This window comes from Caloranaerobacter ferrireducens, from assembly GCF_001730685.1.
GTDB lineage: Bacteria > Bacillota > Clostridia > Tissierellales > Thermohalobacteraceae > Caloranaerobacter > Caloranaerobacter ferrireducens.
The window spans coordinates 734794-750507 of record NZ_MDJR01000001.1 but is presented as its reverse complement, the minus strand read 5'-3'; the positions used below and the strand labels follow the sequence as shown (position 1 = coordinate 750507).

At 28.0% G+C, this 15714-nt stretch carries 15 protein-coding genes; all 15 read right to left on the bottom strand.

Features of this window, described 5'->3' with window-relative positions; translation table 11 throughout:
• Positions 1 to 76: 76 nt before the first annotated feature.
• Positions 77 to 889 carry a hypothetical protein gene (locus tag BFN48_RS03670; protein WP_069649494.1) on the bottom strand — a complete coding sequence of 271 codons (813 nt, stop codon included), beginning with the start codon at positions 887 to 889 and terminating at the stop codon, positions 77 to 79.
• 4 nt (positions 890 to 893) lie between these two features.
• Complete coding sequence (locus BFN48_RS03665) at positions 894 to 1571, bottom strand: glycosyltransferase family 2 protein (RefSeq protein ID WP_083238770.1); 678 nt, start codon at positions 1569 to 1571, stop codon at positions 894 to 896.
• A gap of 54 nt (positions 1572 to 1625) precedes the next feature.
• Positions 1626 to 2336 (bottom strand): hypothetical protein, encoded by a 711-nt coding sequence (locus BFN48_RS03660; RefSeq protein WP_069649493.1) that lies wholly within the window; start codon positions 2334 to 2336, stop codon positions 1626 to 1628.
• 12 nt (positions 2337 to 2348) lie between these two features.
• The gene (gene steA / locus BFN48_RS03655) at positions 2349 to 3470 is read right to left on the bottom strand and encodes a putative cytokinetic ring protein SteA (RefSeq protein WP_069649492.1); all 1122 of its coding nucleotides are present in this window, start codon (positions 3468 to 3470) and stop codon (positions 2349 to 2351) included.
• A 147-nt stretch (positions 3471 to 3617) separates the two neighbouring features.
• Positions 3618 to 4424, bottom strand: coding sequence for a sporulation transcription factor Spo0A (gene spo0A / locus BFN48_RS03650; RefSeq protein WP_069649491.1), 807 nt, complete (start codon positions 4422 to 4424; stop codon positions 3618 to 3620).
• A 125-nt stretch (positions 4425 to 4549) separates the two neighbouring features.
• A complete protein-coding gene (spoIVB, locus tag BFN48_RS03645; RefSeq protein WP_069649743.1) occupies positions 4550 to 5854 on the bottom strand; it encodes a SpoIVB peptidase in 1305 nt (434 codons plus the stop codon).
• 353 nt (positions 5855 to 6207) lie between these two features.
• Entirely contained in the window at positions 6208 to 7908 is a 1701-nt protein-coding gene (gene recN / locus BFN48_RS03640) for a DNA repair protein RecN (RefSeq protein ID WP_069649490.1), read from the bottom strand.
• 14 nt (positions 7909 to 7922) lie between these two features.
• Positions 7923 to 8375 (bottom strand): arginine repressor, encoded by a 453-nt coding sequence (locus tag BFN48_RS03635; protein ID WP_069649489.1) that lies wholly within the window; start codon positions 8373 to 8375, stop codon positions 7923 to 7925.
• A gap of 80 nt (positions 8376 to 8455) precedes the next feature.
• Positions 8456 to 9265 carry a TlyA family rRNA (cytidine-2'-O)-methyltransferase gene (locus BFN48_RS03630; RefSeq protein WP_069649488.1) on the bottom strand — a complete coding sequence of 270 codons (810 nt, stop codon included), beginning with the start codon at positions 9263 to 9265 and terminating at the stop codon, positions 8456 to 8458.
• Positions 9266 to 11149, bottom strand: coding sequence for a 1-deoxy-D-xylulose-5-phosphate synthase (gene dxs / locus BFN48_RS03625; RefSeq protein ID WP_069649487.1), 1884 nt, complete (start codon positions 11147 to 11149; stop codon positions 9266 to 9268).
• Between the two features lie 8 nt (positions 11150 to 11157).
• Complete coding sequence (locus BFN48_RS03620; protein WP_083238769.1) at positions 11158 to 11778, bottom strand: hypothetical protein; 621 nt, start codon at positions 11776 to 11778, stop codon at positions 11158 to 11160.
• A 717-nt stretch (positions 11779 to 12495) separates the two neighbouring features.
• The gene (locus tag BFN48_RS03610) at positions 12496 to 13389 is read right to left on the bottom strand and encodes a polyprenyl synthetase family protein (protein WP_069649486.1); all 894 of its coding nucleotides are present in this window, start codon (positions 13387 to 13389) and stop codon (positions 12496 to 12498) included.
• A gap of 16 nt (positions 13390 to 13405) precedes the next feature.
• Positions 13406 to 13639 (bottom strand): exodeoxyribonuclease VII small subunit, encoded by a 234-nt coding sequence (gene xseB, locus BFN48_RS03605; RefSeq protein WP_083238768.1) that lies wholly within the window; start codon positions 13637 to 13639, stop codon positions 13406 to 13408.
• Positions 13636 to 14859, bottom strand: coding sequence for an exodeoxyribonuclease VII large subunit (gene xseA / locus BFN48_RS03600; RefSeq protein ID WP_069649485.1), 1224 nt, complete (start codon positions 14857 to 14859; stop codon positions 13636 to 13638). The genes xseB and xseA overlap by 4 nt, the downstream gene beginning before the upstream one ends.
• Positions 14841 to 15701 (bottom strand): bifunctional methylenetetrahydrofolate dehydrogenase/methenyltetrahydrofolate cyclohydrolase FolD, encoded by an 861-nt coding sequence (gene folD / locus BFN48_RS03595; protein WP_069649484.1) that lies wholly within the window; start codon positions 15699 to 15701, stop codon positions 14841 to 14843. The genes xseA and folD overlap by 19 nt, the downstream gene beginning before the upstream one ends.
• Between the last annotated feature and the right edge of the window lie 13 nt (positions 15702 to 15714).

Sequence of the window (15714 nt, the reverse complement as noted above, 5' to 3'; positions counted from 1 at the left end):
GTAATTTTCTTATAGTGTTGTATTATATCTACTACACTTCCAATTTTTATATTTAGCAGTTTTATCTACCTCCTGATCATCTGCCTAATTGATCTATGTAATTTAATATTCTATTACTCTTAATTATTCTACTAATAGAATATTTTTCAGCAATAATATGTATGATTATAAGTAAAATTAAGACTATGAATTTTATCATTAAATCCATACTTATGACTAATTGAACTCCTAACGTCCATCCTAGTGTATTTGCACCTATGTCCCCTAACATCATATTTCCTTTTAAATCTTTAGGTAAATATACAACTAAAAACCCTAAGGTCGACATTAAAATAAAAATATTTCTAGACAATTGACTTAATAATAGCGGAATAATCAAGATAATTGTCATTTTTACAGCTCTACCTGGCCGTAAATCCAATAAATTTATAAAATTTATAGATAAAACTAATATAATTGTATTAATCATTAATTCATTTAAACCAGTAGATATAAAATAAGAGATAAAAAAAGAACATATGAAACCTGTTATCGCCTTTAATACTCCTGTTGTAACATTTCCTTTAAATAGATTTAAGATATGACCTTTAAACCCCTTAATTTTGCAATCACCAACTAAATCATCTAGCAAACTAATAACTGCTATAAATAACATACATGTTAAATAATAAAATACAATTATACAATTAATTTTTATTAACATAATACTTAAGAAGGATGTAATAATCTGTGTAATAACAAAGACTATCCCCATACATGAAGGTATTTTTCGTAATTCATAGTTACTAAATAAGAAATTATTTTTTTTAAATAAATTATAAAAAATTTTTATTAAGAAATGTGATAAGATAACACTTAATATTAAAATTAGTATTCTTTCTTGAAACATAATTTCACCTTCTAGTAAGCAAAACAAATAACGTATATAAAATATCTATAAACTGCTTTCCTCTATGAATAAATCCACCTAAATTTCTACCAGTTTCTCTATGTGACATATCAACATCTATTTCTAACAATCTGTACCCTTTATTAAGTGCGCTTATCGTCATAGCTACTTCAATCCCATAATTGTCAGGTATATATGAAATATCATTTATTACTTCTTTTTTATATACTCTCTGTCCAGATAATGAAGTTTTTATCATTTTACCAGTGAAAAAATAAACCCCAAATTTTGCAAGATTTTTTACTAATCCAACTCCTCCCTTTTTACTACTACTGAACTTTGCTATTGTAAAATCTGCTTTATTTTCAATTACTGGATTTATTAATTTGGAAATCTCAATTGCAGAAAATCCCAAATCTCCATCTACTAATACAAGATAATCAAAATCTAAATTCTGAATAGCTACTTTAATAGCATGCCCTTTACCATAATTTTTATCAAGTACTATAATATCTATATCTAAATCTTTTATTTTTTCAATTGTCCCATCATTTGAACCATCATCAACTACAATAATCTTATTAATTAATGATATTTTTTTTACACTAATAACAGTATCGTATATTTTATCTACTTCATTGTAAACTGGTATTACAGCTATTATTTTTTTTTCAATAGACATTTCTAACCCCCAAATTTCTTTAAAAGAATTTCAGATTTTTCTTTAAATCTAATTTCATTTCTTTATAAAAACTTGTTTAGTACTATCTTGACTTTCTTTTTGAATGATTATCAAAGGTAATTCTCTTTCTTTACACATTTGTATTAATACTTCTTCAGTTATTTCTTCTACAAAAGCTATCTTATTAGATTCACTATTTTTTATAAATACAATAATATTTTTATACTTCTTATTATCATTAACAGATAATTCTTTAGACCTAATATTATTTGAATTATATAATATATTGCTAAATAAACCTTTTAAACATTTCTTAATATATACTTTAAAAACATCCTTATTATTGTACATTTTTTTTAAGTTAGCTGATTCACTTATCTCTTTTATTAATATATTCTTCAAAGTAATAACATCTATATTATTAACTTCTAATTCTTTAATATATTTAAATAATTCATCATAACTAAACTCTTCCTCATAACTTATAAAAGTAATATGTACATTAATTAACTTTTTTAAACTTATATTAGAGAATATATTCTTTGCTAAATAATCAACATTATTTTGGCCTAATACTTGTTTTCTTAACAACTTGTTCTCAGATTCTAAATATAAAATTTGTTTCTCTATTAAGTTAATTAGTTTTTCATCAGTCTCTAACACACTGCTTTGTAAATCTATTATATACCCTATATATATACCAACGCTTAAAGATATGAATATTGATATTATTGTTATAATATTATTTTTTATATTTTGATACAAATTTAACACTCCTTACAATCCTATAAGCATCTTAATACGAATACTTATTTGATTTAACATCGTTTTTATCGGTAAAGATAACATACTTAATATATAAATTGGTAGCAAAGCAGATAAACCCAGATAAATATAATATTTTATATTTAACTTTTCATCATATAATTTATTTATTCCTTTAGCATCAACAAGTTTAGAACCAATTTTGGTTCTAACTAGAAAAGTACTTCCCATACCTTTCCTACCTTTTTCTAAAAAATCTATCATGCAATTATGTGTACCTACTGCAACAATTAATTCTGCACCATAATTATAAGCTAATAGCATTGCTATATCTTCACTTGTACCTACTGAAGAAAATATTTTCGCTTCTAAACCCTTTTCTTTTATACGTGCCAAACCTGGTGCATATCCATTAGGATATGCATGAACTATAATTTCTTTGCATAATCGTAAACATTTATCACTAACACTATCTAAATCGCCAATAACTATATCTGGTATTAATCCAAATTCTAGTAAAGCATCACCTCCACCATCAACTCCAATTAATACTGGTTTCTTACTTTTCACATAATCAAAGATTGCTCTTAAATCTTCTTTATAACCATTACCTCTTACAACCACTAGTACATGTTTATTTTTTATCAATGTTTCTACTTCTGGTAAATCAATTTTGTTAGTTATCCAATTTTTTTCTTTTTTTGCATAAAAAATAGTATTATCTATAAAATCATTCAATTTCATATCAAAATTTTTGCAACCTAAATCATATAATTTTAATATTTCATCTTTTTCAATCAATCTACATTTACCTATACATTCATTTAAGTAGAATAATTTGTTGTTCCTTATCTCTATAATCCCACCATCTTCTACTATGTTAAATATGTTTTTATCTTCTATTTCATATATAGGAATTTTACTTCTAAGTAATTTCAATGGGCCACTATTAGGATAATAACCTGTTATAGTTTTTTCTGTATTTATAATACATTTTACTTTTGATTTTATTAATGCTTCAGCTGCTATTTCATCAATGTCTTCATGACATAATAATGCTATATCCCCAGGGCTTAATTTATATATAAGTCTTTTAGTTTTTTTGTCTTTTTTTACAATTCCTTTTATACTCATTTTCTACCTCCATATCTTATTATTATTATCTATCATTTTTAATAAATAATACCAATTTCATTATTTAGAAACACAAAAAAAACACCTTCAAAGTATTGTAATTACAACAATACCTGAAAGTGTAATTATGTTTTTTATATTTTAAATTTATGAAATTTTTTCTTCTAATCTTAGTTTATCAGCTACCATTGCTATAAATTCGCTATTTGTAGGTTTTCCCTTTTCATTATGTACGGTATACCCAAATAAGTTATTTATAGTATCTATTTTACCTCTACTCCAAGCTACTTCAATAGCATGTCTTATGGCTCTTTCAACTCTGCTAGGAGTAGTATTATATTTTTTAGCTATAGAAGGATATAATTGCTTTGTAACTGCACTTAGTAATTCTACATTTTCTACTACCATACCTATAGCATCTCTTAAATACAAATAACCTTTAATATGAGCTGGAACCCCAATCTCATGAATTATATTTGTGATTTTAGCTTCAAGACTTTTACCATTATTCACAGGATTAATAAAACTAGGTTTCAAATCTACTTGTTTTCTTTTCTCTACAATAGCTGGTATTGAACCTGTTAACTGTCTTATTCTCTTTATAAATACATCAAAGTTAAAAGGTTTTACTACATAATAATCTGCTCCCAAAGCTATTGCTCTTTGAGTTATCTTATCCTGTCCAACTGCAGATAAAACTATTATTTTAGGGAATTTATCTAATTCTAAAGTATGTAACTTTTCTAGTACCCCTAAACCATCAAGATGTGGCATAATTATATCTAAAATTAATACGTCTGGCAACTTATTCTCTATTAATTCTAAAGCTTCTAAACCATCTTTTGCTACACCAACAACTTCTACATCATTCTGTGTTAGTAAAAATTCATGTAAAATATTACAAAAATCTTTATTATCATCAGCAATTGCTATTCTGATTTTTTGATTTTCCACTTTATTTCCCCCTGAATTATTTATTTTCTTTTTACTATTCGACAAAAATTATATATATCCTTCCTATATTTCTAAATTTAGTATAAATCAAAATTTGTAAAAAAAAGATATGGCATACCCATATCTTAATTTACTTGTGCAAATTCTTTATTATTTGTATATTTTATACCTGATTGTTTTAACATCCATTCAATGTAAAGACCATAACCTTTTGTAGGATCATTTATAAAAACATGTGTAACTGCACCAATTATTTTCCCATCCTGTATTATAGGGCTTCCACTCATTCCCTGTACTATACCGCCTGTTTTTTTTAGCAATTTCTTATCTGTTACTTTAATTATCATACTTTTTTGACTTGGAACCAACTGTCTTTGAGCTTTTATTATCTCTACTTCAAATTTATTTATTTTTTCATCTTCTATTGTTGTTAAAATATAAGCCTTACCTTCTCTAACTTCACTTTGTAAACCAATTGGTAAAGGTTTGTTATACAGATTGTTACTAATATCTTTTTGTAAAACTCCATATATACCAAATTTAGTATTTTTTTCTATTTCCCCTATTTTATCTTCAGATTCAAAGAAAATACCTCTCAATTCTCCCGGCAACCCTTTTTTACCTTGTTGAACAGATGATACTCTAGCTGTCATTATTTGTCCATTTTCTACAGGTAATAAAAATCCTGTATCTAAATCTGTAATTCCATGTCCTAATGCTCCAAAAATTTTTGTTTTTGGATCAAAAAAAGTTAATGTTCCAATTCCAGCAGTTTTATCTCTTATCCATGCTCCTAACTTGAACTGTTTCTCATCTTTATTTTTTACTAGTTTAACTTCTGTAGTAAATATCTTACCTTTTCTCTCAATCTTTACGTTTATAGTTTCATTTTTTGTGTTATTTAAAAGCTCAATTACATGGTCTGAATCTTTTACTTTCACTCCATTAATTTCTAAAATAACATCTCCTTTTTTAATTCCTGCTTCTTTTGCAGGATTATGTTTTTTACCATCCTGTCCTATTATATCTGAAAAAGCTACAACAATTACACCTTTAGTATCAAGTTTAACTCCTATTGAATGTCCACCTGGCATAAGGTAAACTTTATCTATAACATTTACTTCAATATTCTTTAATGGTAGAAAGCCTAATAACTTTATTTTTATATTACTTTTGCCCTTTGTTAAGGACTGGATTTCATACCGTTTTTTTAATATATCCTTATCATACTTTCTTTTTAAGATAATTATTTTTTCTAATTTTCCTATATTATCTATCGTAAATGGAAATGATATTTTAAAGTCACTTTTTTCTCCTTCTATTATTTCTATTTGAGAGGGAAAATGGTAGTACATATAACTTTCAAAGATAATTATAAATAGTAATAATATTAGAAATATCCCAATTAATCTTTTTCTTAAATTGTACAAAAAAATCACACTCCCATTTCCCCTTATATGAATAATACTCAATTAATGTATATAGATATTCTTCTATATATTAGAATATATAGAAGAATAAAACCTCTATAATCTAGCATACAATATCAAAAATATATCTGTATATTTAATTTGAACTTTTTTGTTTATAAATATGTTATATAATAATTAAGAAATTTGTTAACTAAATTCTTTTTTTCCGATTTATTGGAAAACAAAATCTTCGATTCAAATAAGTTTAGGAAGATTTTGTTGAAATCCATTATGGAAATTATATTCTAATTTATCCATTATTTAGTAAGGAATATAATTTCCTATGGATTATAAAAAAAAAGTATCCAATATTAGGATACTTTATTTTTCTTCTTGTTCACCATTAACATTTCATCTGCTAATCTTTTCGTCATTTCTGTTATTTTAGTACCACCTAGAAGTCTTGAAATTTCATCAACTCTTTCTTCATAACTTAATTTACTTATTTTTGCTACCACTTTACCTTTTATTTCTTTTTTCTCTATGTAAAAATGTACATCTCCAAGTACAGCAATCTGTGGCAAATGAGTTATGCATATTACTTGGTGAAATTCTGAAATATTTTTGATTTTTTCTCCAACAACCATAGCAGTTTTACCACTGATTCCCGTATCAATTTCATCAAAAACTAAGCATGGAATACCGTCAACATCTGCTAAAATTGTTTTTATCGCCAACATGATTCTAGACAATTCTCCACCTGATACAACTTTATTCAAAGGTTTTAAAGGTTCTCCTGGGTTTGTAGCTATTAAAAATTCTACTTTATCTAAACCTTTTTCAGTAAAATAGTCTAATTTTTCAAAATTAACTTCAAATTTTACATTTTTTAAATTCAGTGCTTTAAGTTCTTTAGTAATTTCTTCTTCTATTTGCTTTCCTATTAATTTTCTTTCCTTTGAAAGTTTTTCACATATCAGTTTTAATTTTTCTTCAACTGAAAAAATTTCTTTCTTAATACTTTCAATTTCCTTATCATTATTTAAGATAACTTCTAATTCATAAGCTATTTTATCTCTATAATTTAATATTTCTTCAATAGTATTACCATACTTTCTTTTTAGATTATTTATTAAATTTAATCTTTCTTCAAGTAACTTAATTTTTTCTGGATCATATTCAATTTTTTCTTGATACAACCTTAATTCTGTTGAAATATCTTTTAATTGATAATAAATAGTTTCAATTATATCATTATACTCTTTGAATTCATTATTATACTTAGCTATTTTAGTTAAGTTCTTTGAAACACTATTAATTTGGTCAAGTAATGAAGTTTTATAATAATCATTCGAATTAATACATTCTATTATGTTATTTACAGTATTTAATAATTCCTCAGCATTGCCTAACATATTTAATTCCCTTATTATTTTTTCTTCTTCATCGAATTTTAATTCAGCTGAATCTATTTCGTTTAATTGGAATTTTAATAAATCTATTTTTCTTTCTTTTTCCATCTCATCTATTCCAATTTCTTTTAATCTATTCTTTAACTTTTTTAATTTATCAAACTCTTTTTTCACACTAATAACTAAATTTTTTATATTTTCTTTACCTAACGAATCAAGTAATTCTATATGGTTTTCAACTGACAGTAGCGACTGATGTTCATGTTGTCCGTGTAAATCTACTAGTTTTTTTGTTAATTTATTTAACATATTAAGAGTAACAACTCTACCATTTATTCTAGATATGCTTTTTCCTGAAGAAAAAATTTCTCTTGATATTAATAACATATTATCTTGTTCAAATTCTATACCATATTCATCTAATACACTTTTAATACTCTCAAGTTTATCTATATAAAATAATCCTTCAATAAAAGCTTTATTACAACCAGTTCTTATATAATCTTTACTAGCTCTTCCTCCTAGAAGTATATTAAGTGCATCAATAACTATCGATTTACCAGAACCAGTTTCTCCTGTAATTATGTTGAATCCTTTATCTAAAGTTATTTTCATCTTCTCAATTATAATAAAATTGCTAATATTTAATTCAAGGAGCATTTTTATTCCCCCTGTTACTCTATAAGGTTTTGAAAGAATTCTAATACCTCAATTGTTTTTTCAGCCTCATTTACTGCAACGAAGATTGTATCATCTCCTGCTATTGTTCCCACAATATTATTTATATTCATTGAGTCAATTGCAGAACCTGCAATCTGAGCAGCTCCAGGTAATGTTTTTAACACCAATAAATTCCCAGCGATTTCCATAGCTGTGATAGAATTTTTAAAAATAGTTATTAACCTCTCCGTTACACAATCTTGCTTTTGTTTCAAAGTAGCATACTTGTATTTCCCATTATTTGTCATTACCTTGACTATTCCTAATTCTCTTATATCTCTAGAAATAGTAGCTTGTGTAACCTCGATCCCTTGTTTTTTTAATAGATCTGCTAATTCTTCTTGAGTTTCAATTTCATTTTCTTCTATAATTTCAAGTATTTTAGTTTGTCTTGCGTATTTCTTCAAAATAAGCCCCCCTCAAGGCTAATTTACTGAAATGAACTCTTTGGAAAAAACTATCTTTAATACATTTTTAATATGTTTAACTAAAGGTTTGCGTGTGACATATCTACAACCCTCTTTATAAACAAATCTTTATCTAATGTTATTTCTCTTTTTGCCTTTACAATATGAGCCAAATACTCAATATTTCCTTCTGCACCCTTAACAGGCGAATAAGTAAGGCCGATCATGCTAAGACCTATTTCTTTACAAAATTCAAATATATTGCTTATAACTTCAATATGCGTTTTCTTATCTCTTACTACACCTTTCTTTCCTACCTTTTCTCTACCTGCTTCAAACTGTGGCTTAATTAATGTAATAATGTCTACATCTTCTTTTACTAATTTGCAAACAACTGGCAAAACTAACTTAAGCGAAATAAAAGAGACATCTATTGTTACAAAATCTACTAATTCACCTATATCCTCTGGTTTAACATACCTAATATTTGTCCTTTCCATAACTATAACTCTCTCATCATTTCTTAATTTCCAAGCTAATTGCCCATATCCAACATCAATAGCATATACCTTTCTAGCACCATTTTGCAGCATACAGTCAGTAAATCCACCAGTTGAAGCACCAATATCCATAGCTACTTTACCGTTAATGCTTATTGGAAATGTATTTAAAGCTTTCTCAAGTTTTAATCCACCTCTACTTACATAAGGTATAGGATTTCCTCTAACAACAATATTACTATTTACATCCACTTTTGTACCTGGCTTATCAATTTTTTGCTCTTCTACATATACTATACCTGCCATAATATACTTTTTTGCTTTTTCTCTAGTTTCTACTAAACCTTTTTTAACTAAAAGTACATCTATTCTTTCTTTATTGCTTTTCATTTAACCCTCCTTATATAAACTTTTAATAGTATTAACCATCTTCTCCACACTCATATCACACAAGTCATATAGCTCTTCCACATTTCCATGTTCTATAAAAGCATCAGGTACACCAATATTTAATACTTTACCATTATAATTTAACTCTAATAATAGGCTATTTACTAAGCTACCAAATCCACCAATTTTTACATTATCCTCCATAGTTATTACTATGTTATGTTTTTCAGCTAAACTAGAAATTAATTTTCTATCTAAAGGTTTGACAAATCTTGCATTGATTAGTGTTGGATTAATATTATCATTTTTTAAACGTTTTACAACTTCATAACCATATTGTACCATTTTCCCAACTGCAATTATAGCAATTTCACTGCCGTTAATTAAAACTTCTCCTTTTCCATACTCTATTTTATATGATGTTGTAATTTCTCTCAAATCACTACAATAACCTCTTGGATATCTTATTGCCAAAGGTTTATCAAAATCAACCGCGAATTTTATCATTTCTTTAAATTCTAGTAAATCTTTAGGAGCCATTATAGTTATGCTAGGAATATGACTTAAATATGAATAATCAAAAACACCATGATGCGTTTCACCATCATTTCCAACCATACCAGCTCTGTCAATAGCAAAAACTACCGGTAATTGTTGTATACAAACGTCATGAAGGACTTGATCATAACCTCTCTGTAGGAATGTTGAATACACTGCAAAAAATGGTTTCATTCCACTTTCTGCTAGTCCAGCTGCTAATGTAACACCATGTTGTTCTGCAATCCCTACATCAAAAAACCTATCTTTTAATTCCTTTTTAAACTTATCAAGTCCTGTACCACTAGGCATAGCTGCTGTAATAGCAACTATTCTCTTATCCTTTTTAGCTAACTCTAAAAGAGTCTCCCCAAATACTTCTGAATATTTAGGTCTATCTACTTTTTTCTTAAACTTACCAGTTTCAATTTCAAACGGACTTGCACTATGATACTTATCTGGATCTTCTTCAGCTGGTTTATATCCTTTACCCTTTTTAGTTATAACATGAATCAAAACAGGCCCATCGACGTTTTTAGCTCTTTTAAGCACATTAATTAAAGAACTTATATTATGACCATCAACAGGTCCTAAATACTTAAAACCTAGTTCCTCAAATATCATTCCTGGTAAAAGAAAATACTTTAAACTATCCTTTGCTCTTTCAGCAGTTTTGAATACTTTTTTGCCAATCGCAGGAATGCTATTTAAAATATTCTCAACATCTTCTTTCATTCTAAAGTATGTTGGTGCTGTTCTTATTCTATTTAAATATAAAGATAAACCACCTACATTTTGAGAAATAGACATCTCATTGTCATTTAGTATAACAATCAACCTTGTTCCTAAATGGCCTGCATGATTCATAGCTTCGAAAGCCATACCAGCAGTCATAGCACCGTCTCCAATTACACAAATAACATCATAATCTTCACCTTTTATATCCCTACTAATTGCAAACCCCAACCCTGCTGATATTGAGGTAGAACTATGTCCTGTTTCAAAAACATCATGAACACTTTCTTTTCTCTTTGGAAATCCACTAAGACCTTTAAATTGTCGAATTGTATGAAATTCTTTTTTTCTACCTGTAATTATTTTATGTATATATGACTGATGTCCAACATCCCAGATTATTTTATCCTTAGGACTATCAAATACTTTATGTAAAGCAAGAGTTAATTCTACAACTCCTAAATTAGAAGCTAAATGACCACCAGTCTGGGAAATTGTTTCAACAATAAAACTTCTTATCTCTTCAGCTAACTTTTCTAAATCTACGATTTTAAGTTGCTTTATATCATTAATATCGTTTACTTTATCTAATAATTCAGCCAATTTAGTCATCCCGCCTTTTACCTCTTTTTTTTCTTTTTTAAATTTGGTAATAAATCTATTCCAAATTTTCTATCTAGAATCATTAAAATTTTAGATGTGAATTCTATTATTTTATTAGTTTTTTGTAATGCAAATTCCTTACCTAAAGCTTTACCTCCAACAGTCATAGATGCAATAATACTACTAACTATCACACTAATAGCAGCTACATTTTTAAAATCATACAATGAAATAACCTTAACTACAATTATTGTTCCAGCTGCCCCACTAATTATACCTGCTATATCGCCGATTACATCATTACAAAAATTAGATACAATACCTGCATTTCTAATTAATTTCAATGCATATTTTGCTTCTACAACTTTATTTGAAGCCATGGAATGAAAAGGCCTCTCATCAGCAGCAGTAACAGCTGTTCCAATTATATCAAAAATAACACCTAATAATATTATTAAATTCAAAACAATCGTTGCAGTTAATAAACCTAAACTTCTCATCAAATTCTCTGATAATAAGCTAACAAAAATTGCTAATAAAAATGTCCAAATTGATATCATTAGAATCCATTTTATATTATATCCAATTTTTCTTTTATTTTTTTTATTAATATTACTACGATGATCAGCTTTAGGCAATTCTATACCCCCAATTACCAATAGAAATAAAGCTGATAGCTTTAGCTATCAGCTAACTTGGAGTGGTAGTATACTGAGTAAATCTTGCGGCTTAAGGTCTAGCAGGATTTCCCAGATGAGAACTGCATGTCGCCATAGCAGCGGTTTCCCTTTAATCTCATCTTTACCTTGTCGCCAAAGGTAAGGCTAGATTGCCACTTAGTCCGCACTGTAATCCTCAGTATACCTCATAAAGAACAGTCTAGGAGTTTTCCTCTACAGCCATACTAATTCCTAGCCTCTTTTGCAAAATAGGTTTCAACAGCAATACTTCTCATTCTAGGGCCCTTAGAAATCGAAGTTTAACTGTTATCCACCTATTTCACTCAAGGCAGGCTACGCTGCATGTAGCTATACACCACAATGCAGGGTATCTCATGCATAAGCATGAGTCTCCACGGAGGTAGGGTCAACGCCCACATGCCATTGTGGATCGCCCCATCCTCCTTACTCCCAGAAACGACCCCCGACTGGGCGTCAGCAGCCGTAACCAGGAACTTCATCGATATGCCCTTTGACGGATTTTTAGCCCCGCCTTCAGAATTAGCTGGTCTGACTAGAATACTGCACCACTCCAAGTAGATGATATTATAGCATAAATAATTCACTAATTCAAACTCTTATTTATGGTAATATGAACTAAAAAAAACTAAAAAACTAAATATAGACAAAATAGAATTAATTCTCTCTATAAACTAAATATTGGGCTAGTTCTTCAAAGAATTTCACCTTTTCTTCATCAAAACTATTTAGTGCTATAATAGCGTCTTTACACAATTGTTCCGTTTTTTTAACGGCATCTTCAATTTCATAAAAAGTTAAATACGTTACCTTATTGTTTTCCTCATCACTTCCAACTTTTTTGCCTAATTTTTCTGAATCACCGATTTTATCTAAAATATCATCTCTTATCTGATATCCAATACCTATTGCTCTAGCATAAGTACTTAAACGTTTTAATTCATCTGACGATGCACCACCAATTATTGCTCCTGCAAGTATTGATGCTTCTATTAATGCAGAAGTTTTTTTCTCATGTATATACAATAAAGTATCTTCGTCTATATTTCTCCCTTCAGAAATTATATCCACAACCTGTCCACCAATCATTCCAAAAACACCAGCAGCTTCTGCTATCACTTTTAATGCTTCAATTTTCTTTTTATATTTATCAATATCATTTATAATATCGTTTATCATTATTTCAAAAGCTAGATTTAACAAACCATCACCAGCAAGTACAGCGATCCCTTCGCCAAATACTTTGTGATTTGTTAGTTTCCCTCTCCTGTAATCATCATTATCCATAGATGGTAAATCATCATGTATAAGCGAATATGTATGTATCATTTCTATTGAAAGAGCAAATTTTATAGCATCCTTATAGTTTCCACCAACTAATTCACATGTTTTTAATGTTAATATTGGTCTTAATCTTTTACCTCCTGCAAATATACTATATCTCATTGCTTCAAAAATTCTTTTTTGTGGTGTGTTGTAATTTGGTAGTATTTTATCTAGTTCTTTATCTACTATATTTTTATATTTTTCCAATTCTTGCTTTAATTCCATACTATCCTCCTATATACTATATTGTAAAATCTATTTCATCATATTTTCCATTTTCTTTCTCTACAATCATTTTAATTTTCCCTTCAGCTTCATTTAACTTTTTTAAGCAGTAATTATATAATTTAATACCTTTCGTAAATTCTTCTATAGTTTCATCTAAAGTAAGTTGCCCACTTTCTATTTTTCTTACTGTTTGTTCAAATTTTTCTAATGCTTCTTCAAATTTAATATTTTCAGTTTTTTCTTTCACTTACTATCAACCCCTAGTAGATTGGATTTTCCTACAACCTTTACCTTTATCAATCCATTACCTAATATTAGTGTCAAAATTTCACCGTTAATTACTTCATCGATACTTTTCACTATTTTCCCATTTTCTTTTATAGGTACTGCAAATCCTCTATTCAAAGCTCTTTTAGGATTCAAACTATTAAGTTTTTCGTTTAAAAAAGTAATTTTATTCAAATTATTACTAATGTATCCATCAAAACTGTTTAACAGTTCCTTATAGCAATATTCTAATTTTTGCTTTTTAACTATAATTTTTTCTGTAAATCTATTACTTGTTATCGATATTCTATAATTTTTTATTAAATTCCCTTTGTTTTTGATATAATTTTCATATGATTTTATTAACCTTTTATATTGCAAAGAAATCTTTTCTTTTAATTCAATTATATTAGGAGCTACTAACTCAGCAGCAGCTGATGGTGTCGGTGCTCTTAAATCAGCTACGTAATCTGAAATTGTAAAATCTGTTTCATGTCCTACTGCAGATACAATAGGTACTTTAGATTCGTAAATAGCTTTTGCAACTTTTTCTTCGTTAAACGCCCATAACTCTTCAATTGACCCACCGCCCCTGCCAACAATTATCACATCGATATCATATCTTTTATTAAAAAATTTTATAGCATTACTTATTTCATCAGCTGCTTTATTTCCTTGTACTAATACAGGATAAATAATTATGTTAGCAGAAGGCAATCTTCTTTTCATAACTTTAATTATATCCTTAATGGCAGCTCCTGATGAAGAAGTCACTACCCCTACTTTTTTTGGTAAATAGGGTAACTTTTTTTTCTTTTCTTTTTCAAACAAACCTTCATCTTGCAGTTTTCTCTTTAATTGTTCAAATGCTAAATACAACTCTCCTAATCCAACTGGTTTAATACTTCTTACATACAACTGATATAAACCATCTCTTTCATATACTGAAACATATCCAGAGATAATTACATTCAACCCATTTTCAATATTAAACCTAATTTTTTGTACTTCGTTACTAAACATAACGCAATTAATTTTAGATTTTTGATCTTTTAGAGAGAAATATAAATGTCCACTTTTATGTTGCTTTAGGTTTGATATCTCACCTTCAACATTAATGGAATTTAAAATCGGATCATTAATTAGAACCCTTTTCAAATAATTATTTAATTCACTAACTGTTAAGGCTCTAATTTCCATCTCTTTTTAAATGCCTCCAATGTATTTTCTAAAAGCATAGCTATAGTCATTGGCCCTACTCCGCCAGGAACTGGAGTTATCCAAGAAGCTCTATTTTTTGCTAAATCAAATTCCACATCACCAACTAATTTCCCATTAACTTTTGTAGTTCCTGCATCAATAACTACTGCTCCTTCTTTAATCATTTCCCCTTTTATTATTTCAGGTTTACCAACTGCTGAAACTAAAATGTCAGCCTCTTTAACATGTTTAGCTAAATCTTTAGTACGCGAATGACATATTTTAACAGTTGCATTTTCGTTTAGTAGTAAAATAGCTGTAGGTTTACCCACAATGTTACTTCTTCCAACAACAACCGCATTTTTGCCTTCGATCTCAATACCAGTTTCTTTAATTAATCTTATAATTCCTTTAGGTGTACAAGGAATAAACCCTTTTTCACCTAAAAATAAATTACCAGCGTTTACAGCATGAAAACCATCTACATCCTTTTCAGGTGATATTCTATAATTAACAATATTTTCATTAATTCCTTTTGGTAAAGGCAATTGTACTAATATTCCATCTATCTTATCATCTTTATTTAATTTATCTATTAAATCAATTATTTGATCTTGAGTAGTATTTTCACTTAAACGATGAACTTCTGAATACATACCTATTTTCTTACATGCTTTTTCCTTCATCGAAACATAAGTATGTGAAGCTGGATCATTTCCTACTAAAATTACTGCTAAACCAGGAACCTTTCCATATTTTGATTTAATCATTTCAATTTCTTTAGCTAGATTAGCTCTTATATTTTTAGCTATTTCTTTACCATTAATAATATTGTTTTTCATAAAACTCCCCCTC

Bases quoted from the DNA above. Each gene is read 5' to 3' on its own strand.
- BFN48_RS03670 (WP_069649494.1), bottom strand. From the start codon at position 889: ATGTTTCAAGAAAGAATACTAATTTTAATATTAAGTGTTATCTTATCA.
- BFN48_RS03665 (WP_083238770.1), bottom strand. From the start codon at position 1,571: ATGTCTATTGAAAAAAAAATAATAGCTGTAATACCAGTTTACAATGAA.
- steA (WP_069649492.1), bottom strand. From the start codon at position 3,470: ATGAGTATAAAAGGAATTGTAAAAAAAGACAAAAAAACTAAAAGACTT.
- recN (WP_069649490.1), bottom strand. From the start codon at position 7,908: ATGCTCCTTGAATTAAATATTAGCAATTTTATTATAATTGAGAAGATG.
- BFN48_RS03630 (WP_069649488.1), bottom strand. From the start codon at position 9,265: ATGAAAAGCAATAAAGAAAGAATAGATGTACTTTTAGTTAAAAAAGGT.
- dxs (WP_069649487.1), bottom strand. From the start codon at position 11,149: ATGACTAAATTGGCTGAATTATTAGATAAAGTAAACGATATTAATGAT.
- BFN48_RS03610 (WP_069649486.1), bottom strand. From the start codon at position 13,389: ATGGAATTAAAGCAAGAATTGGAAAAATATAAAAATATAGTAGATAAA.
- xseA (WP_069649485.1), bottom strand. From the start codon at position 14,859: ATGGAAATTAGAGCCTTAACAGTTAGTGAATTAAATAATTATTTGAAA.
- folD (WP_069649484.1), bottom strand. From the start codon at position 15,701: ATGAAAAACAATATTATTAATGGTAAAGAAATAGCTAAAAATATAAGA.